The following is a 19,422-nucleotide window of genomic DNA, read 5'->3' on the forward strand; positions in this document are numbered from 1 at the left end:
AGGTCACGGCCCGGCATGACTTTGGTGGGCCGAAGCGCGCCCTCCCATAGCCGCTTCCTGCGGCATCGTCACGTCGTTTCAGGGACCAGAGATTGGACCTAAGGTCCGCCAGTTCCGAGCGAATTCAGCGCTGGCAGGTGATCGCGACATATTCGTCGCAACGGCCATGGGGGCAGTTTGCGCCGGATTTGGGGACAGAGCCGGTAATTTCGTCGGGATCGACCCGGCGATAGCTCGATGCCTGGGCAAAATCTCGTGATTGGCAGTAGGTGCGCGCGGCGGAGGCACCGCATCTGTCGCCCTTGGCGAGGCACTGGTCGACCCCGTAGCCGTCCGCCTGGTTGGCGATGATGAAGACGCGGGTCTCGGCGTGGGAGCCGGAGGCCGCAAGGAGGGAGGCGCCGAAAATGAGCGCGCACAAGGATCGCATGAAATCACCGGAGGCAAAAAGGAACTGCCGGTTCCAGAATGGGCTCAAATGGTTAGGGGATCATGAACCATCGGGGCAGGCAGCGCGCCTTTGCGGAGATAAAGCGCCGTTTTCGCGGCTCTCTTGACGCGGGGCCGCCTCATAGCCCATATGTCGCCGCATGAACGGTCTCCTCGCCATTTGCGCTATTTGCCGCGAGATTACGAGCTAGCGATTCGCTGGCTGGAGCCGTCTTTTCTCAAAAATATTGAGAGCCCTGGACGCCCGGCCGCAAGGGATGGGTTGTCATGGAATTGCGCCTCTACGATACGCTGAGCCGGGAAAAGCGGGCCTTCGTGCCGCTCGATGCGAACAACGTCCGCATGTATGTCTGCGGACCGACCGTCTATGACTTCGCCCATATCGGCAATGCGCGCCCGGTGATCGTGTTCGACGTGCTGTTTCGGCTGTTGCGCCATCTCTACGGCGAGGCGCACGTCAAATATGTCCGCAACATCACTGACGTCGATGACAAGATCAACGATCGGGCCGCGCGCGACTTCCCGGGCCTGCCGCTGAACGAGGCCATTCGCAAGGTCACGGAGCAGACGGGCAGGCAGTTTCACGCCGACGTCGATGCGCTTGGTGCGCTTCGGCCCAGCGTCGAGCCGCGCGCGACCGACCATATCGGCGAGATGCGCGAGATCATCGAGAGGCTGGTCGCCGGCGGTTTTGCCTATGTCGCTGAGGACCACGTGCTGTTCTCGCCGCAGGCGATGAACGCGGCCAATTCCGCGCTGCCGCGCTATGGCGCGCTGTCGAAGCGTTCGCTGGACGAGATGATCGCCGGCGCCCGGGTCGATGTCGCGCCCTACAAGAAGGACCCAACCGACTTCGTGCTGTGGAAGCCGTCGAAGCCCGGCGAGCCGTCATGGCCGTCGCCGGCCGGCATCAAAGCCGAGGGCCGTCCGGGCTGGCACATCGAGTGCTCGGCCATGGCCTGGAAGCATCTCGGCGAGCATTTCGACATCCATGGCGGCGGCATCGATCTCGTGTTTCCGCACCACGAGAACGAGGTCGCGCAGACCTGCTGCGCCTTCCACCAGCAGCGCATGGCGAACTATTGGATGCACAACGGCTTCCTCCAGGTCGAGAGCGAGAAGATGTCGAAGAGCCTCGGCAACTTCATCACGATCCATGAGCTCTTGAAGGACTGGCCGGGCGAGGTGCTGCGTTTGAACATGCTGAAGACGCATTACCGCTCGCCGATCGACTGGACCATGAAGTCGCTGGAGGAGAGCGCCAAGACGCTCGACGATTGGTATCGCGTTGCGGCCGACGTCGAGCCCGGCAAGCCGGCCGCGTCCGTTCTCGAGCCGTTGCTCGACGATCTCAACACGTCGCTGGCGATCGCGGCGCTGCACGGCTTGCGCAGCAGCGACGTAAATGCCTTGGCAGGATCGTTGCGGCTGCTCGGCTTCCTCTCGGAGAGCGCCGCGCAATGGGAGGGTCGCAAGCAACAGGCGAGCGGTATCGATGCGAAGGAGGTCGAGCGCCTGATCGCAGAGCGAACGGCTGCCCGTGGCCGCAAGGATTTTGGGGAGTCCGACCGCATCCGCGATCTGCTCGCCGCGATGGGCGTTGCCATCAAAGACTCCAAGGAAGGCACGACCTGGGAGATTGCGCGATGAAGCGGCCCGACACACCTTTCCCGCGGCATTGGGTCTACTACATCGCGCTGAAGATCCTGCTGCTCGGTGCGGCCGTGGCGATCGTGACGAAACTCTATGGGATGTGGTGAAGACGATGGCACAAGCTCACCCCAAGCCCGGCTTGCGGCCCTTCCTGCCGGCGGACGTGCCGGTCCTCGCCGCGATCTTCGCGGCCAGCATCGAGGAGCTGACCGGCGACGATTATAGCGAAGCGCAGCAGGAAGCGTGGATGGCGGCGGCCGAGGACGCGGAGTTCGGCGAGCGGCTCGCCGGCGATCTGACGCTGATTGCGACGCTGGAGGGCTCGCCGGTCGGCTTCGCCTCGCTCCGCGGCAACGATCACATCCGCATGCTCTATGTGCATCCGGCCGTCGCCGGGCAGGGGATCGCGACCATGCTGGTCGACGCGCTGGAGAAGCTCGCCGGCGGCCGCGGCGCCACCAGCCTTTCGGTGGACGCCAGCGACACCGCCCAGGGCTTCTTCACCAAGCGCGGCTACACCGCCCAGCAGCGCAACAGCGTCACCATGAATGACGAGTGGCTCGCCAACACCACCATGAAGAAGACGCTCGGAGCGGCGCCATGAGCAAGGAGCGTCTTTATCTGTTCGACACCACGCTGCGCGACGGCGCGCAGACCAATGGTGTCGATTTCACGCTGACCGACAAGCAGGTCATCGCGGCGATGCTCGATGACCTCGGCATCGACTATGTCGAGGGCGGCTATCCCGGCGCCAATCCACTCGACAGCGAATTCTTCGCGACCAACCCCAAGCTCAATCATGCGCGCTTCACCGCCTTCGGCATGACGCGGCGGGCGGGGCGGTCGGTCTCCAACGATCCCGGTGTCGCCGGGCTGCTGGAGGCGAAGGCGGATGCGATCTGCTTCGTGGCAAAATCCTCGGCGTATCAGGTGCGCGTTGCGCTGGAGACGACGAAGGAGGAGAATCTCGCCTCGATCCGCGACAGCGTCGCGGCGGCAAAAGCGGTGGGCCGCGAGGTCATGCTCGACTGCGAGCATTTCTTCGACGGCTACAAGGAGGATGCGGATTTTGCGCTCGCCTGCGCCAAGGCCGCCTTCGATGCCGGCGCGCGCTGGGTCGTGCTGTGCGACACCAATGGCGGCACCATGCCAGACGAAGTCGAGACCATCGTCAGAGAGGTGACCAGGCACATCCCCGGCGATCATGTCGGCATCCACGCCCATAATGACACCGAGCAGGCGGTCGCCAACTCGCTTGCCGCCGTGCGCGCCGGTGCGCGGCAGATCCAGGGCACGCTGAACGGCCTCGGCGAGCGCTGCGGCAACGCCAATCTTTGCTCGCTGATCCCGACGCTGAAATTGAAGACGGGTTTTGCCGACGCCTTCGAGATCGGCGTCTCCACGGACAAGCTGGCGACGCTCGTCAAGGTCTCGCGCACGCTCGACGACATGCTCAACCGGGTGCCAAACCGGCATGCGGCCTATGTCGGCGAGAGTGCCTTCGTCACCAAGACCGGCATTCATGCCTCCGCCGTGCTCAAGGACCCGCAAACCTATGAGCATGTGTTGCCGGAACTGGTCGGCAACCACCGCAAGGTGCTGGTGTCCGACCAGGCCGGGCGTTCCAACGTCATCGCCGAGCTCGACCGCGCCGGCATCCCTTACGAGAAGACCGATCCGAAGCTGACGCGCCTCGTCGAGGAACTGAAGGATCGCGAGGCGCAAGGCTACGCCTATGAATCCGCCAATGCCTCGTTCGAGCTGCTGGCGCGCCGCACGCTCGGCAAGGTGCCGCATTATTTCGAGGTCGAGCAGTTCGACGTCAATGTCGAGCAGCGCTACAATTCGCACGGCGAGCGCGTCACCGTGGCGCTTGCGGTGGTCAAGGTCGACGTTGCCGGCGAGCGCCTGATCTCGGCGGCCGAAGGCAACGGTCCCGTCAACGCGCTCGACGTCGCCTTGCGCAAGGATCTTGGCAAGTACCAGAAATACATCGAGAGCTTGAGGCTGATCGACTATCGCGTGCGTATCCTCAATGGCGGCACCGGCGCGGTGACGCGCGTGCTGATCGAGAGCGAGGACGAGAACGGCGACCGCTGGACCACGGTCGGCGTGTCCCCGAACATCATCGACGCCTCGTTCCAGGCGCTGATGGATTCGGTGATCTACAAGCTCGTGAAGTCGGGCGCGCCGGCGTAGGGTTTTATCTCGTCATTCCGGGGCGGTCCGCAGGACCGAGCCCGGAATCTCGAGATTCACGCTTCGCGTGCCCCGGAATGACCGAGGGAGGCAGCACGGCACATGATCGACCACATCTCGGTCGGCGTCAGCGATCTCGATCGCGCCGCAAGATTCTACGAGGCGACGCTCGCCGCCCTCGGCCTCACGCGTCTCGTGACGCGGCCGCGGACGGTCGGCTTCGGCAAGGCTTATCCAGAATTCTGGATCAATCTGCGCGAGGGCATGCCCCGCGTCTCGCCGGAGAGCGGCGTGCACATCTGCCTGCGCGCGAAGACGACCGATGAGATCGATGCGTTTCACGCCGCCGCGCTGTCCGCCGGTGGCGCCTCCGACGGTGCGCCCGGCATCCGCCCCCACGATCGCGTCCGCTATTACGCGGCCTTCGTCACCGATCCCGACGGCAACCGCATCGAGGCGGTGACGTTTCCTATGACTTAAAGCTTGCGCGCGACGTCCGGAGCCATCTGCTTTTCCGCTTCGGCGACCTGGGCAGCGGCCGCCTTCAGCTTCGGCAGAATATCCTCGACGCGATCGGCCTTGAGGATGTCGATTGAAAGGCCGGCGCGGATGAACTCGGTCTGCCGCATGTGCGACAGCAGCGAGAACAGCGGCTCCCAGAAATTGTCGATGTTGGCGAGCAGCACCGGCTTGGCGTGGCGGCCGAGCTGCTTCCAGGTCATCTGCTCGACCAGCTCTTCCAGCGTGCCGACGCCGCCCGGCAGCGCCACGAAAGCGTCGGAGCGCTCGAACATCAGCCGCTTGCGCTCGTGCATGTCGGGGGTGACGATCATCTCCTGCACGCGCGTCAGCGCGTTCTCGCGGGCCCTCAGGAAGTCGGGGATGATGCCGGTGACGGTGCCGCCGTGATCGAGCACGGAGGTCGCGACCGCGCCCATCAGGCCGAGCGAGCCGCCGCCATAGACCAGACGGATGTTGTTCTCGGCGAGCGCCTTGCCGAATGCCTCGGCACCTTCAACGAAGCGGGGATTGGTTCCAGGGCCGGAGCCGCAATAGACACAGACGGTTTTGATCGTGCTCATTGGTACCATGATGCATTGCAGCGAAGAGGCGTCAAGCCCTTCAGGTGATTCGATAGTCCCGGGAATCTACCGGTAAAGGGCGACAAACCATCGAAGATTCGCCATCTGGCGGGGTGCGCTGGCATCGGCAAGGCTCTATATGACGGGTGAAAATCGCAAATTGCAGCGGCACCCGCATCCGGCGGGCTTTCAGGCTTCTTGATGGACCAACCTCAATCGTTCGACGGCGCCGACGTTCCTGATCCTCCCGCACAAGGAGCACTGGAGCGGGCCACGCTGATGGGCACGCTGGCGCATCTGTGGCCCTATATCTGGCCGGGCGAACGCTCCGATCTGAAGATGCGGGTGGTCTGGTCGCTGGTGCTGCTGCTCGCGGCCAAGCTGATCACGCTCGCCGTGCCGTTCAGCTTCAAATGGGCAACCGACGCGCTGACCGGTGACAATACCGCGCCGGTCGCGGCCGACAATTGGCACCTCTGGGTGATCGCTTCGCCGCTGCTGCTGACCGCAAGCTATGGCGTGATGCGCATCCTGATGGCGGTGCTGACGCAATGGCGCGACGGTATCTTTGCCCGCGTCGCCATGCACGCGGTGCGCAAGCTTGCGACTCTCACTTTCATCCACATGCACGAGTTGTCGCTGCGCTTTCATCTCGAACGCAAGACCGGCGGCCTGACGCGCGTGCTCGAGCGCGGCCGTGAGGGCATCGAGGTGATCGTGCGCATGGTGATCCTGCAGCTGATCCCGACCATCGTCGAGGTCACGCTGCTGATGGCCGTGCTGCTCTGGCAGTTCGACTGGCGCTACGTGGTCGCGACCCTGATCACGGTCACGCTCTACATGTACTACACCTACATCGCGACCGAGTGGCGGATCGGCATCCGCCGCAAGATGAACGATTCCGACACCGAAGCGAACACCAAGGCGATCGACTCGCTGCTCAACTACGAAACGGTGAAGTATTTCGGCGCCGAGGCGCGCGAGGCGCAGCGCTACGACAAATCGGTCGAGCGTTACGAAGAGGCGAGCGTCCGCACCTACACCTCGCTCGCGGTGCTCAACACCGGCCAGGCCGTGATCTTCACGCTCGGGCTGACCGCGACCATGCTGATGTGCGCGATCGGCGTGCGCAACGGTACCAACACGGTCGGTGATTTCGTGCTGGTCAACGCCATGATGATCCAGCTCTACCAGCCGCTAAATTTCATGGGCATGGTCTATCGCGAGATCAAGCAGGCGATCATCGACATCGAGAAGATGTTCAACGTGCTGGGTCGCGAAGCCGAGATCAAAGACGCGTCCGATGCGCAGCCGCTGATCATTTCTGCCGGCACCGTGCGCTTCGAGGACGTGCGCTTTGCCTATGAGCCGACGCGCCCGATCCTGAAAGGCATCAGCTTCGAGGTGCCGGCCGGCAAGACGGTCGCGATCGTCGGCCCCTCAGGCGCCGGCAAGTCGACGATCTCGCGCCTCCTATTCCGCCTTTATGATGTGTCGGGAGGCAGGATCCTGATCGACGGCCAGGACATTCGCTCCGTGACGCAGGATTCCCTGCGCGCGTCGATCGGCATGGTGCCGCAGGACACCGTGCTGTTCAACGACACCATCCGCTACAACATTCGCTACGGCCGCTGGGACGCCAGCGATGCCGAGGTCGAAGAGGCGGCGCGGCTCGCACAGATCGACCATTTCATCCGCATGGCGCCGATGGGCTACGAGACCCAGGTCGGCGAGCGCGGCCTGAAGCTCTCGGGCGGCGAGAAGCAGCGCGTCGCGATCGCGCGCACCGTCCTGAAGGCGCCGCCGATCCTGGTGCTGGACGAGGCAACCTCGGCACTCGACACCCACACCGAGCACGAGATCCAGGGCGCGCTCGACCGCGTGGCGAAAAACCGCACCTCCCTGGTGATCGCGCATCGGCTCTCGACCATCGTCGGTGCCGACGAGATCATCGTGCTGGACCAGGGCCGCATCGCCGAGCGCGGCACCCACGCAAAACTGCTCGCGCAAGGCGGCCTCTATGCCAGCATGTGGAACAGGCAGCGCGAGGCCGAGGCGGCACGGGAGAAACTGGCCAAGATGGCCGACTCTGGCGAGGCGCCCAACCGGGAGCCGCCACCGGTCAGCGACGCCCTGACGACACCTGCGGCGGCGGAGTGACCTTGTCTCCGGTCCCAACTCTGGCCTAAACAAGCCCGCGCGACGGCCCGTGCGTGCCATTAACCCAGACCGGCAGATAACGATGTCCATTCTCGATTCGATCCAGCGTCAGATCCCGCCGATCCACAAGGAGGGCTATCCCTTCATCGGCGGCTTTGCGCTGGCAAGCCTGGTCCTGTTCTGGCTGTGGTCGCCTCTGGGGTGGATCGGCACGATCCTGACCGTGTGGTGCGCGCTGTTCTTCCGCGATCCCGTCCGCGTGACGCCGGTGGATGAGGGGCTCGTGGTGTCGCCGGCCGATGGTCGCGTCTCGATGATCACCATGGCGCTGCCGCCGGCCGAGCTCGGCCTCGGCGACCGGCCGCTGCCGCGCATCTCGGTGTTCATGAGCGTGTTCAATTGCCATGTGAACCGCAGCCCGATCGCGGGCAGAGTGGACCGTATCGCGTACCGGCCCGGCCTGTTCATCAATGCCGAGCTCGACAAGGCGAGCGAGGACAACGAGCGCAACTCGCTCGTGATCACGACGCCGACGGCGCGGATCGGCGTGGTCCAGATCGCCGGCCTCGTCGCCAAGCGCATCGTCTGTTTCGTCAAGGAAGGGCAGGCGATCGGCGCCGGCGAGCGCTTCGGCCTGATCCGCTTCGGCTCGCGCCTTGACGTCTATCTGCCGTTGGGCACCAAGGCGCTGGTCTCCGAAGGCCAGACAGCGATTGCCGGCGAGACGATTCTGGCTGACCTCGCCGGAGACGACTCCGGGCGCACTTACCGCACCAATTAACCAATAGTCGGTCCTTTCGGGCGTTCCGCGGCAATGGCGGAGGGGGATGTGGCTTGCTATATCTCGCCATGAGGTGAGGACGAGCCATGACGCCCTATGATTTCAAGGACCCCGATACGCGCCGCCGGCGGTTCCGCCCGATTCCGGTGCGGATGCTGGTGCCGAACGTCATCACGCTGCTGGCGATCTGCGCCGGCCTGACCTCGATCCGGCTGTCGATCGAGGGACACATGTCGCTCGCCGTCTACGCCATCGTGTTCGCGGCCGCGCTCGACGGTATCGACGGCCGCATCGCGCGCATGATCAAGGGCCAGTCCAAGTTCGGCGCCGAGCTCGACAGCCTCGCGGACTTCGTCAATTTCGGCGTGGCGCCCGGTCTGATGCTGTACTTCTGGCAGCTGCATGAGCTCGGCAATGCCGGCTGGATCGCCGCGATGGTGTTCGCGATCTCCGGCGGCCTGCGTCTGGCGCGCTTCAACGCCACCATGGACGATCCAAACAAGCCGGCCTTCGCCGCCAATTTCTTCACCGGCGTGCCGGCGCCGGCCGGCGCGATCACCGTGCTGCTACCGATCTATGTCGCGTTCCTCGGTCTCGGGCGCTGGCCCGTGGCGATGACGGCCGCCTACACGCTGCTGATCGCCTTCCTGATGGTGTCGCGCCTGCCGGTGTTCTCCGGCAAGACCAAGCGCATGCGCGTGCCACCCGAGCTGGTGCTGCCGGCGTTCGTCGCCGTCGTCGTCTTCATCGCGCTCCTGATCGCCTATCCCTGGCACGTGCTCTCGATCGGCACGGTGCTCTATCTGCTCTGCCTGCCGCTCGGCTACAAATCCTACCGCGACCAGGCGCGGGCGCTCGAAACGGCTGCGCCGGCGGATGGCGAAATCTCGTCACCGCCCTCGGCGCCGACGATGGCGAACCTGTCGGAGCCGCCGCAGGATGACGACCGGCCCGGACGGCTGCACTGAGTAACAGATATCTGCCATGAAGGCGTGCCGAGTTGGGTTGAGTCCCGATCTCGGCTATATCGCCCAGTGCCGGCGGCATCGCGTCAATCAGCCGCCAATCTGGGAGAAAATGCCGTGACCGATAAAGCGACCGGGCCGCTGCCCGCATCCGTCCTCGAAGCGCTGGGCCGCTATGACACGCCGACCATCTGCAACGCCATGGAGATCGTGGCGCCCGAGCGGCGGCTGATCGGCTACACCACCAAGCAGCTGGTCTGCCCGTTTCCCGATCTGCCGCCGATCGTCGGCTATGCCCGCACGGTCGCGATCCGCTCGGTGCTGAAATCCTCGCTCCCCGCGGAGGAGCAGTCCAAGCGCCGCATCGAATATTACGAATATGTCGGCACCGGCCACGGTCCGCGCATCTCGGTGATTCAGGACATCGACGGCCCCGATGTCGGCTATGGCGCGTTTTGGGGCGAGGTGCAGAGCAACGTGCACAAGGCACTCGGCTGTCTCGGCGTCATCACCGACGGCTCGATCCGCGACATCCCGCAATGGGCCCCGGGCTTCCAGGCGCTGGCCGGCTCGATCGGCCCATCCCATGCCTGGGTTCATGCGGAGAGCTTCGGCGGCGAGGTGCGCGTCGCCGGCATGACCGTGAAGTCGGATGATCTCATTCATGCCGACCAGCACGGCGCCATCGTGATCCCGCTCGACGTCGCGGCGAAGCTGCCCGAGGCTGCCGAGCTCTGTGGCCGGCGCGAGACGCCGATCCTGGAGATCGCGCGCAGCCCCGACTTCTCACTGGAGAAGCTGAAGGCCGCGCTGAAACGCTCCGCGGAGATCCACTGACGGCCCGATTGGACGATCTAAGGTCGCGACGGCAGCCGCCCCTGTTCCGTCAGGAGCAGGGCGGCCTGGTCCGGCTCGCTGAACACTGCGGCGGCGCATCCGATCAGGGCGAAGCCGCCCGCAAAATCCCAGAGGGTGATGCTCTCACCATTGTCGGGGAGATGAATCAGGCGCGCTGCGATCACGGCGAAGCCAGCCTCGATGAACAGCAGCACGCTGAACGCCGGCAGAACCAGCGCCGGCTCGAGCAGATGGACGGACAGCACCGCGGGAAGCGCGGTGAGAAGACCGAACAAGATCACCATGGCGAATGGGCTCCCTCGCGATGGAGCGTGCCGTACAGGGACAAACTACCCCCTGGATCCCCCGGCACGGATGTGACGCAGGGCCGCAGTGCGAGGGGCCGCCGCTCTCGTGCGGCCGATCGTGGTTAGCGAAGTATTGAGAATCCCGCCGCCGGCCGGCTATCGCGGTCGCCTGTGGTCCGGTGGCCATACTGTCCAGACTTAACCTTTACGCGTCTTTAATGGCGCCGCTCTAGGGTCTGCGATGCGGTTCGGGGTTGAGCCGCACCAGCGGCCAGGACGGCCGTTGTTGCGTAGGCGTTGGAGTCGATAATGGATATCGCAACACTTGTCGGCCTGGTCGCAGGCGCCATTGTTGTGTCGTCGCTGATCCTGATGGGCGGCACCTTCGGGATGTTCTACGACATCCACGCCGTCATCGTCATCTTCGGCGGCTCGTTCGCCGCAACGATGATCCGCTTTCCATTGTCGGCAATGATCCACGGCGTGCCGCTGGGCGCGAAGTTCGCCTTCACCTTGAGCAGCCTTTCGGCCCACGACCTCGTCGACGAGCTCGCCCGCATTGCCGAGATCGCCCGCAAGCAGGGTCCGGTAGGGCTGGAAAAAGTCGAGACCGACGAGCCGTTCCTCGCCAAGGGCATCCGCTACGTCGCCGACGGTTACGACCTCGACTTCATTCGCGACAATCTGGAGCGCGACCGCGACAACTTCCTGATGCATCTCGACGAGGGCAGCAAGATTTATCGCGCGGTCGGCGACTGCGCCCCGGCGTTCGGCATGATCGGTACGCTGCTGGGCATGGTGCAGATGTTCTCCAACATGCAGGATCCCTCGAAGCTAGGTCCGTTCATGGCCACCGCGCTGCTGGCGACGCTGTACGGCGCCGTCGTCGCGAACCTGATCTGCTTGCCGATCGCCGACAAGCTGCACGGCAAGCTGCTCGACGAGGAGACGAACCGGACGCTGATCATCGACGGCATCCTGATGATCCGCGATTCCAAGAGCCCGACGCTCGTGCGCGAGATGCTGCTGGCCTATCTGCCGGAGAAGCATCGTCACGCCGAGGGCGAGCCGGTGCCGGCCTGATCGGTCGGTAGGGCGGTCGCGGAAAGCAGCCAATGGCCAAGAAGAAACGCGGCGGCGCACATGGAGGCCACGGCTGGTTCGTGACCTTCGCCGACCTGATGGCGCTGCTGCTGGCGTTCTTCGTGATGCTGGTCGCGTTCTCCACTCAGGACGCCAACAAGCTGAAGATCGTCGCCGGCTCGATGCGCGAGGCGTTCGGCGTGCAGACGGAAGCGCGCTATTCCGGCATCGTCGAGTCCGACGGCCTGCCGACCCGTCCGCGGTTGAAGAACGTCGATCACATCCAGCCCGAGGATGCTTCCAACACGCCGACGCCGGACCAGGAGGATCGCGAGAAGACCTCCGGCGCGAAGATCAAGGTCGATCGCAATTTCGCGCTCGCCGCAGCCTCGCTGCGCCAGGCCTTGCAGGACATGCCGGAACTGACGGAGATGTCCAAGCACATCATGTTCGAGGAGACCAAGCAGGGCCTCAACCTCGAGATCGTCGATCAGGACGGTCGCTCGATGTTCGCCGACGGCTCCAAGGTGCCTTACGACCGCACCCGCCGCCTGGTCGAGAAGCTTGCGATTCCGCTCAAGGCGACGCCGCTGCGCGTTTCGATCGCCGGCCACACCGCGGCGGGCTTCGTGCCGACCCGCAGCGACTACGGCGCCTTCGACCTTTCGGCCGATCGCGCCAACGCCGTGCGCCAGATCCTTGAGCGTGAAGGCTTGCCGTCGTCGCACATCTTCGCCGTCTCGGGCAAGGCGGACACCCAGCCGCTGTTTCCGGACGATCCTTCGCTCGCCGCCAACCGGCGGGTGACCATCACCTTGATGCGCGAAGACCCGCCGCTGCCACCAAACCTGAAGCCCTAACGGTCTTGCATTACCATTTTACCTGAGGCATGTCGTCGCGCCGGCGACGAACGTTGCTGCGGTGTCACAGCTTCTGTCTCGGCGGCTGCTATGGTGGCGAGCCGATTGACAGGCGACGCTGAACCGTCGAAAGGCGCCGGATCGAATTCAGGGACCAAGCGTTTTCCACCCCCATGACGGCGAGCATCTCATCGACCGAGACCCACGACGGGAAGCCGGTCACATCAGGTTTTTGGGCCCTTACGCTCGGGAGCATCGGCGTCGTCTTCGGCGACATCGGCACCTCGCCGCTCTATGCTTTCCACGAGGCAGTGAAGGGCGCCGCCCATGGCGAGCCGGTCTCGCGGGCTATCGTGCTGGGCGTGCTCTCGCTGATCCTGTGGGCGCTGCTGATCGTCGTCACCGCCAAATATGTCCTGCTGCTGCTGCGCGCCGACAATAACGGGGAGGGCGGCACGCTCTCGCTGATGGCGCTGGGCCAGCGCGCGCTCGGGCGGCGAAGCTGGGTTCTGCTCGCGCTCGGCGTGGTCGGGGCCTCCATGTTCATCGGCGATTCCATGATCACGCCGGCGATCTCGGTGCTGTCGGCGGTCCAAGGCCTGAAGCTCGCAACTCCGGCGTTCGAGCACTACGTCGTGCCGCTCACGGTCCTCATCCTGGCGCTGCTGTTTGCCGTCCAGAGCAAAGGGACCGCACTGGTGGCCTCGGCCTTCGGGCCGGTGATGGTGATATGGTTCGCCGTCATTGCAGTGATGGGGGCCGTCCATATCGCCGACGACCCCACGGTGCTGGCGGCGATCAATCCCTATTATGCGGTGCAGTTCGTGCTGTCGCACGGTGTGATCGGCCTCGTGACTCTCGGCGCCGTGTTCCTGGCGGTGACCGGAGGCGAGGCGCTCTATGCCGATCTCGGTCATTTCGGGCGCAAGCCGATCCAGTCGGCCTGGATGTTCTTCGTGCTGCCCGCGCTCCTGATCAACTATTTCGGACAGGGCGCGCTGGTGCTGTCCGATCCCAGCGCGATCGAGCATTCCTTCTATCGCATGGTGCCTGACAGTCTGGTGCTGCCGCTGGTCGGCCTTGCGACCGCCGCGACTGTGATCGCGAGCCAGGCCGTGATCACCGGCGCCTATTCGCTGGTCTATCAGGCGGTGCAGCTCGGCCTGCTTCCGCGCTTCGAGGTGCGCTACACCTCCGAGACTCACGCCGGCCAGATCTATCTGCCGCGCGTGAACCGGCTGCTGCTGATCGGCGTGATGCTGCTGGTCTTGCTGTTCCACACCCCCAGCAATCTGGCCTCGGCGTATGGCATCGCGGTCTCCACCACCATGGTCGCCGACGGCATCATGGGCTTCGTTGTGATCTGGAAATTGTGGAACTGGCGCGCCGCCACGGCTGCGGCTGTCATCGTGCCCTTCGTCATCGTCGATTTGAGCTTCTTCAGCGCCAATCTGTTGAAGCTGCTCGACGGTGCCTGGGTGCCGCTATTGTTTGGCGTCGTCATGGTGGGGACGATCTGGACCTGGCGCAAGGGTTCGGGAATCCTGATCCAGAAGACGCGCCGGATCGAGGTGCCGCTGGATGATCTGATCCGGAGCCTCGAGAAGCGGCCCCCGCACATCGTCAAGGGCACCGCGGTGTTCCTCACCAGCGATCCCGCTTTCGTGCCGACCGCGTTGCTCCACAATTTGAAGCACAACAAGGTGCTGCACGAGCACAACGTGATCCTCACCATCGAGACCGCGCAGACTCCACGAGTCGATCTGTCGGAGCGGTTTCGCATGGAGAAGATCAGCGACAAGTTTTCCAAGGTTCGCCTGCGCTTCGGCTACATGGAGCAGCCGAACGTGCCCAAGGCGCTTGCGATCGCACGCAAGCAGGGCTGGCAGTTCGACATCATGTCGACCTCGTTCTTTGTGTCGCGGCGCTCGCTGAAAGCTTCGGCGCAATCGGGCATGCCGCTCTGGCAGGATCATTTGTTCATTGCGCTCAGCCGGTCCGCCAACGATGCCACGGACTACTTCCAGATCCCCACGGGACGGGTGGTGGAAGTCGGGACCCAGGTCACGATCTAACCGCTACCTCCTCTGCCATGCGAATTTGCATGGCTAAGCCCCAGAATCGGGCTAGGCTATGCCGGCAGCGCAGGCCTATAAGCCGCGCGCTCTTCCGCCGTTGTGCAGTGAAGCATTTTAGAGGCCATCGGGCTTTCCCATGACTAGCGACGCAGTGATTTCCGCCCCGGAAACGGCGGCGGCCAACGGGCATGGCGAGGCCCACACCACCGCCGGTTTCGGCGCGCTGACGCTTGGCAGCATCGGGGTCGTCTATGGCGATATCGGCACCAGCCCGCTCTACGCCTTCCGCGAAGCGGTGCTGGCGGCCTCGGGCGCCGAAGGCGCGCCCACGCCGGCAGCCGTTCTCGGCGTCGTCTCCCTGATCCTGTGGGCCCTCATCGTCGTGGTGACGCTGAAATATGTTGTCATCCTGCTCCGCGCCGACAACAACGGCGAGGGCGGCACGCTCGCGCTGATGGCCTTGGCCCAGCGCGCTGTCGGCACCGGCGGTGCCACCGTCGTCCTGCTCGGAATCATCTCCGGTGCGCTCTTCTATGGCGATGCCGTGATCACGCCGGCGCTCTCGGTGCTGTCGGCGATCGAAGGCATGAAGGACGTCACGCTGCGGTTCGAACCTTATATCGTTCCGCTGACCGTGGTGATCCTGGTCGCGCTGTTCGCGGTGCAATCCCGCGGTACCGCCCGCGTTGCCGCCTTCTTCGGCCCGATCATGTGCGTCTGGTTCGCGGTGCTCGCGGCCGCCGCGATCCACCCGATCATCGAGCAGCCGCAGGTGCTGCTCGCGCTGAACCCGCTCCACGCGGTGTCCTTCATGCTCTCCCACGGCATCATCGGCTTCGTGACGCTGGGTGCGGTGTTCCTGGCGGTCACTGGCGCCGAAGCGCTCTATGCCGACCTTGGCCATTTCGGCAAGCGGCCGATCCAGACCGCCTGGTTGTTCATCGTGCTGCCATCGCTGGCGCTGAACTATCTGGGGCAGGGGGCGCTCGTGCTCGGCGATCCCGGGGCGATCGTGAGCCCATTCTTCCAGCTCTTCCCGCAGGGTTTCTTCCGTGGCTGCATGGTTGTGCTCGCCACCATGGCGACCGTCATCGCGAGCCAGGCGGTGATCACCGGCGCCTATTCGCTGACGCGTCAGGCTATTCAGCTCGGGCTGCTGCCGCGCTTCGAAATTCGTCATACCTCCGAAGCCCATTCCGGCCAGATCTTCATCCCGCGCATCAACCAGCTTTTGCTGCTCGCCGTGGTGCTGCTGGTGCTGCTGTTCCGTTCCTCCAGCGCGCTGGCGTCCGCCTATGGCATCTCGGTCACCGGCACCATGGTAGTGACCGCGCTGATGGGCTTCGTGGTGGTCTGGAAAGTGTGGCGGTGGTCGCCGCTCGCCGCCGGCGCGCTGATTGCGCCGTTCCTGTTCCTCGACATGACCTTCCTTGCCGCCAACCTGCTCAAGGTGTTCGAGGGCGGCTGGGTGCCGCTGGCGCTCGGCGCGCTCATGATCATCCTGATGTACACGTGGCGGCGCGGCAGCCGGCTGCTGTTCGAGAAGTCGCGCAAGCTCGAGTTCCCACTCGCCGACCTCGTGGCCATGCTGGAGAAGCGGCCGCCCCAGCGCGTGCCCGGCACCGCCGTGTTCCTGACCTCGGACCCGCTCAGTGCGCCGACCGCGCTGATGCATAGTCTGAAACACTACAAGGTTCTGCACGAGAAGAACGTCATTCTCACCATCGAGACGGCGCAGACCCCGCGGATCGATCCGGCCGAGCGGGTCAGGCTGGAGCAAATCTCGCCGACCTTTTCCAAGGTCACGCTGAAGTTCGGCTTCATGGAATCGCCCAATGTGCCGAAGGCGCTGGCGATCGCGCGCAAGCTCGGTTGGCAGTTCGACATCATGTCGACCTCGTTCTTCCTGTCGCGGCGGGCGCTGAAGCCCGCGGTGCATTCGGGCATGCCGCGCTGGCAGGACCGGCTCTTCATCTCGCTGAGCCGATCGGCCAACGACGCCACCGACTATTTCCAGATCCCCTCCGGCCGTGTGGTTGAGGTCGGAACGCAGGTGACGATCTAGGGCCGGGATTCAAAGCGTGCTTCAAGTCGCTGCGATTTAGCTTTAGCTTGCGCCGTGCGGCTCAAGCCTTTGTAGCGCTTGATTTTCGCGTCCCGAGAGGCGAGGTTGCGCGCCGGCCGGGATCGCCCGGGCCCACAGACGCGACGTGGAGGATGAAGTGGCAAACCAGGTACAGGATCTGACCGCGGACGAGGTCTCCAAGGGGGTCGCCGAAGGCCGCTATCTCTTGGTCGACGTCCGCGAGCCGAATGAGGTCGAGGCCGAGGCCTATCCCTACGGCGTCGTGGTACCGCTCTCGACCTTCGATCCCAAGGCGATTCCAGATCCCGGCGGAAAGCAGGTCGTGTTCGCCTGCCGCTCGGGCAAGCGCTCGGTGACGGCCTCGCTGGCGGCGCAGGCGGCCGGCCTGCCTTACGACAAGCATCTGGCCGGCGGCATGCTGGGCTGGAAGGCGGCGGGCCTTCCGAGCAAGGTCGGTGGCTGATCGGCCCGATGTCCAAAAGCTCGTCCCTGAACAAGGTCTTCGCCGACCTTCCCGTCACCATCTTCGAGGCGATGTCGCAGGCCGCGCGCGACAATGCCGCCATCAATCTCGGTCAAGGCTTCCCCGACGATCCCGGCCCCGAGGACATTCGCCGCGCCGCGGCCGAGGCCTCGCTGAACGGCTACAACCAATACCCATCCATGATGGGCCTGCCGGAGCTGCGCCAGGCCATCGCGACCCATTACGGCCATTGGCACGGTCTCAAGCTCGATCCCATGAGCGAGGTGATGGTGACCTCCGGCGGCACCGAGGCCCTGACCTCGGCGATCCTCGCGGTCGTGCAACCGGGTGACGAGGTCGTCTGTTTCCAGCCGGTCTATGATTCCTATCTCCCGATCATCCGCCAGGCCGGCGGCATTCCACGCCTCGTCCGGCTTGAGCCGCCGCACTGGCGGCTGAATGAGGACATGCTGAAAAGCGTCTTCAATTCAAAGACGAAGGCGGTGCTCTTCAACAATCCTCTGAATCCCTCCGCGGTGGTCTATCCGCGCGAGGACCTCGAACTGCTCGCGCGCTACTGCCAGGAGTTCGACGTCATCGCGATCTGCGACGAGGTCTGGGAGCACGTCACCTTCGACGAGCACGAGCACATCCCGCTGATCACCATCCCCGGCATGCGCGAGCGCACCATCAAGGTCGGCTCGGCCGGCAAGATTTTCTCGCTGACGGGCTGGAAGATCGGCTTCGTCTGCGCCGCGCCGCCTCTTCTGCGCGTCGCCGCCAAGGTGCACCAGTTCCTGACCTTCACCACGGCGCCGAACCTCCAGGCCGCCGTCGCCTACGGCCTCGGCAAGTCTGACGACTATTTCCTGTCGATGCGCAAGGACCTGACGCGGAGCAGGGACCGCCTCACCAAGGGCCTAGAAAGCCTCGGCTTCCCCGTCCTGAAGTCGCAGGGCACCTACTTCCTCACCGTCGACCTGTCGCCGCTCGGGCTGAACGAGAGCGACACCGAGTTCTGCTGGCGGATCGTGAAGGAGTACAAGGTCGCGGCGATCCCGGTCTCGGCCTTCTACGAGCAGGACCCCGTCACCTCGGTGGTGCGTTTCTGCTTTGCCAAGAAGGACGAGACTCTCGACACCGCACTCGAGCGGCTGTCGGACGCGGTGCGTGGGCGCAAGAGGTAGATTTGAGATGACGAATGTCGGCCGATTGAGGCGTTGCTTTTCCTGGCTTTGCCTTGGTTTTGCGATCGCTGCAGCGCTGACATTGCTTTCGCCACCCGCCGGTGCCCAGGAGCGGGTCGTCAACTTCTACAACTGGTCCAACTACGTGGCGCCTGAGGTCCTCGAGGCCTTCACCAAGGAGACCGGCATCAAGGTCGTCTACGACACCTTCGATGCCAACGAGACGCTGGAGACGCGCCTGATGGCCGGCAGGTCCGGCTACGACGTCGTGGTGCCCACGGCGTACTTCCTCCAGCGTCAGATCAAGGCCAACATCTTCCAGAAGCTCGACAAGACGAAGCTGCCGAATCTCGCCAACGCCTGGCCGATGGTGACGAAGCACCTCGCGACCTACGATCCCGGCAACGACTATGCCGCCAACTACATGTGGGGCACGACCGGCATCGGCTACAACGTCGCCAAGGTGAAGCAGATCCTTGGACCCGACGCCAAGATCGACAGCTGGGACATCGTCTTCAAGCCGGAGAACCTCGCAAAATTTAGAGATTGCGGCGTGCACATGCTCGATTCCGCCGATGATATCTTTCCGGCGGCGCTGAACTATCTCGGGCTCGATCCGAACTCGACCAAGCAGGCGGACCTGGAGAAGGCCGCTGACGCCGTGGCGAAAGTCCGGCCTTCCGTGCGCAAGTTCCACTCGTCAGAATATCTGAGCGCGCTCGCGACCGGCGAGATCTGCTTCGTAGTCGGCTGGTCCGGCGACATCATGCAGGCCCGCGCCCGCGCCGCCGAGGCAAAAAGTGGCGTCGAGATCGGCTACGCAATCCCGAAGGAGGGCGCGCAGATGTTCTTCGACAATCTCGCGATCCCCGCCGATGCCAAGAACGTCAGAGAAGCCTACGAACTGATCAACTATCTCTATCGCCCGGACGTCGCCGCCAAGAATTCGGACTTCCTGTCCTACGCGAGCGGCAACCTCGCCGCCCAGAAGCTGGTCGATCCGAGGATCCTGAACGACAAGAACATCTATCCGGACGAGGCGACGCTTTCAAAACTGTTCGTCATCACGGCGCGCGAGCCGGCGACCCAGCGGATCATCAATCGGCTCTGGACCAAGGTGAAGACGGGGAGGTAGAGGCACATTCGCGTCATTGCGAGCTAAGCGAGCAATCCAGAATCTTTCCGAGGCATTCTGGATTGCTTCGTCGCTTTGCTCCTCGCAATGACGGT

The 19,422-nt window shown here is 64.3% G+C and carries 18 protein-coding genes; 15 read left to right on the top strand and 3 right to left on the bottom strand.

What is annotated here, in order from left to right; all coding sequences use genetic code 11:
* Positions 1-124 precede the first annotated feature (124 nt).
* Positions 125-430, bottom strand: a complete 306-nt coding sequence (locus tag LPJ38_RS21125; RefSeq protein ID WP_145640042.1) for a hypothetical protein — start codon at positions 428-430, stop codon at positions 125-127.
* A 287-nt stretch (positions 431-717) separates the two neighbouring features.
* On the opposite strand from LPJ38_RS21125, the gene cysS reads away from it, so the two are divergent.
* From cysS to LPJ38_RS21145, 4 genes are all read left to right on the top strand, one after another.
* The gene (cysS, locus tag LPJ38_RS21130; protein ID WP_145640044.1) at positions 718-2,100 is read left to right on the top strand and encodes a cysteine--tRNA ligase; all 1,383 of its coding nucleotides are present in this window, start codon (positions 718-720) and stop codon (positions 2,098-2,100) included.
* Between the two features lie 115 nt (positions 2,101-2,215).
* Complete coding sequence (locus LPJ38_RS21135; RefSeq protein ID WP_167520679.1) at positions 2,216-2,707, top strand: GNAT family N-acetyltransferase; 492 nt, start codon at positions 2,216-2,218, stop codon at positions 2,705-2,707.
* Positions 2,704-4,302 carry a citramalate synthase gene (gene cimA / locus LPJ38_RS21140; protein ID WP_145640050.1) on the top strand — a complete coding sequence of 533 codons (1,599 nt, stop codon included), beginning with the start codon at positions 2,704-2,706 and terminating at the stop codon, positions 4,300-4,302. Before LPJ38_RS21135 ends, cimA begins: the two co-directional genes overlap by 4 nt.
* Positions 4,303-4,404: 102 nt before the next feature.
* Positions 4,405-4,782, top strand: a complete 378-nt coding sequence (locus tag LPJ38_RS21145; protein ID WP_145640052.1) for a VOC family protein — start codon at positions 4,405-4,407, stop codon at positions 4,780-4,782.
* Here the strand turns inward: LPJ38_RS21145 and LPJ38_RS21150 are convergent.
* Complete coding sequence (locus LPJ38_RS21150) at positions 4,779-5,384, bottom strand: LOG family protein (protein ID WP_060735747.1); 606 nt, start codon at positions 5,382-5,384, stop codon at positions 4,779-4,781. The genes LPJ38_RS21145 and LPJ38_RS21150 overlap by 4 nt on opposite strands.
* Positions 5,385-5,585: 201 nt before the next feature.
* Here LPJ38_RS21150 and LPJ38_RS21155 point away from each other — a divergent pair, with 201 nt between their 5' ends.
* From LPJ38_RS21155 to LPJ38_RS21170, 4 genes are all read left to right on the top strand, one after another.
* The gene (locus LPJ38_RS21155; RefSeq protein WP_145640057.1) at positions 5,586-7,544 is read left to right on the top strand and encodes an ABCB family ABC transporter ATP-binding protein/permease; all 1,959 of its coding nucleotides are present in this window, start codon (positions 5,586-5,588) and stop codon (positions 7,542-7,544) included.
* An 82-nt stretch (positions 7,545-7,626) separates the two neighbouring features.
* Positions 7,627-8,325 (top strand): phosphatidylserine decarboxylase, encoded by a 699-nt coding sequence (locus LPJ38_RS21160; protein WP_145640059.1) that lies wholly within the window; start codon positions 7,627-7,629, stop codon positions 8,323-8,325.
* Positions 8,326-8,411: 86 nt separating this feature from the next.
* Complete coding sequence (locus LPJ38_RS21165; RefSeq protein ID WP_145640061.1) at positions 8,412-9,293, top strand: CDP-alcohol phosphatidyltransferase family protein; 882 nt, start codon at positions 8,412-8,414, stop codon at positions 9,291-9,293.
* Between the two features lie 114 nt (positions 9,294-9,407).
* Positions 9,408-10,127 (top strand): RraA family protein, encoded by a 720-nt coding sequence (locus LPJ38_RS21170; protein ID WP_060737675.1) that lies wholly within the window; start codon positions 9,408-9,410, stop codon positions 10,125-10,127.
* A 17-nt stretch (positions 10,128-10,144) separates the two neighbouring features.
* Here LPJ38_RS21170 and LPJ38_RS21175 read toward each other — a convergent pair whose 3' ends face one another.
* Positions 10,145-10,432: a hypothetical protein gene (locus LPJ38_RS21175; protein WP_145640063.1), complete on the bottom strand. Its 288-nt coding sequence runs from the start codon at positions 10,430-10,432 to the stop codon at positions 10,145-10,147.
* A gap of 312 nt (positions 10,433-10,744) precedes the next feature.
* Between LPJ38_RS21175 and LPJ38_RS21180 the strand changes: the two genes are divergently transcribed.
* The 7 genes from LPJ38_RS21180 to LPJ38_RS21210 all read left to right on the top strand — a co-directional run bounded on the left by LPJ38_RS21180 (position 10,745) and on the right by LPJ38_RS21210 (position 19,327).
* Positions 10,745-11,518, top strand: coding sequence for a motility protein A (locus tag LPJ38_RS21180; RefSeq protein WP_145640066.1), 774 nt, complete (start codon positions 10,745-10,747; stop codon positions 11,516-11,518).
* Positions 11,519-11,550: 32 nt separating this feature from the next.
* Positions 11,551-12,378: an OmpA/MotB family protein gene (locus tag LPJ38_RS21185; protein WP_145640068.1), complete on the top strand. Its 828-nt coding sequence runs from the start codon at positions 11,551-11,553 to the stop codon at positions 12,376-12,378.
* A 173-nt stretch (positions 12,379-12,551) separates the two neighbouring features.
* On the top strand, positions 12,552-14,453 hold the full coding sequence (locus LPJ38_RS21190) for a potassium transporter Kup (protein WP_145640070.1): 1,902 nt from the start codon (positions 12,552-12,554) through the stop codon (positions 14,451-14,453).
* 139 nt (positions 14,454-14,592) lie between these two features.
* On the top strand, positions 14,593-16,521 hold the full coding sequence (locus tag LPJ38_RS21195) for a potassium transporter Kup (protein WP_145640072.1): 1,929 nt from the start codon (positions 14,593-14,595) through the stop codon (positions 16,519-16,521).
* 157 nt (positions 16,522-16,678) lie between these two features.
* Complete coding sequence (locus LPJ38_RS21200) at positions 16,679-17,005, top strand: rhodanese-like domain-containing protein (protein ID WP_145640074.1); 327 nt, start codon at positions 16,679-16,681, stop codon at positions 17,003-17,005.
* 8 nt (positions 17,006-17,013) lie between these two features.
* Positions 17,014-18,192 (top strand): aminotransferase, encoded by a 1,179-nt coding sequence (locus tag LPJ38_RS21205; protein WP_145640076.1) that lies wholly within the window; start codon positions 17,014-17,016, stop codon positions 18,190-18,192.
* Between the two features lie 7 nt (positions 18,193-18,199).
* A complete protein-coding gene (locus LPJ38_RS21210) occupies positions 18,200-19,327 on the top strand; it encodes a polyamine ABC transporter substrate-binding protein (RefSeq protein WP_145640078.1) in 1,128 nt (375 codons plus the stop codon).
* The last annotated feature ends 95 nt before the right edge of the window (positions 19,328-19,422 follow it).

It is taken from the genome of Bradyrhizobium daqingense (genome assembly GCF_021044685.1).
Classification (GTDB): Bacteria; Pseudomonadota; Alphaproteobacteria; order Rhizobiales; family Xanthobacteraceae; genus Bradyrhizobium; species Bradyrhizobium daqingense.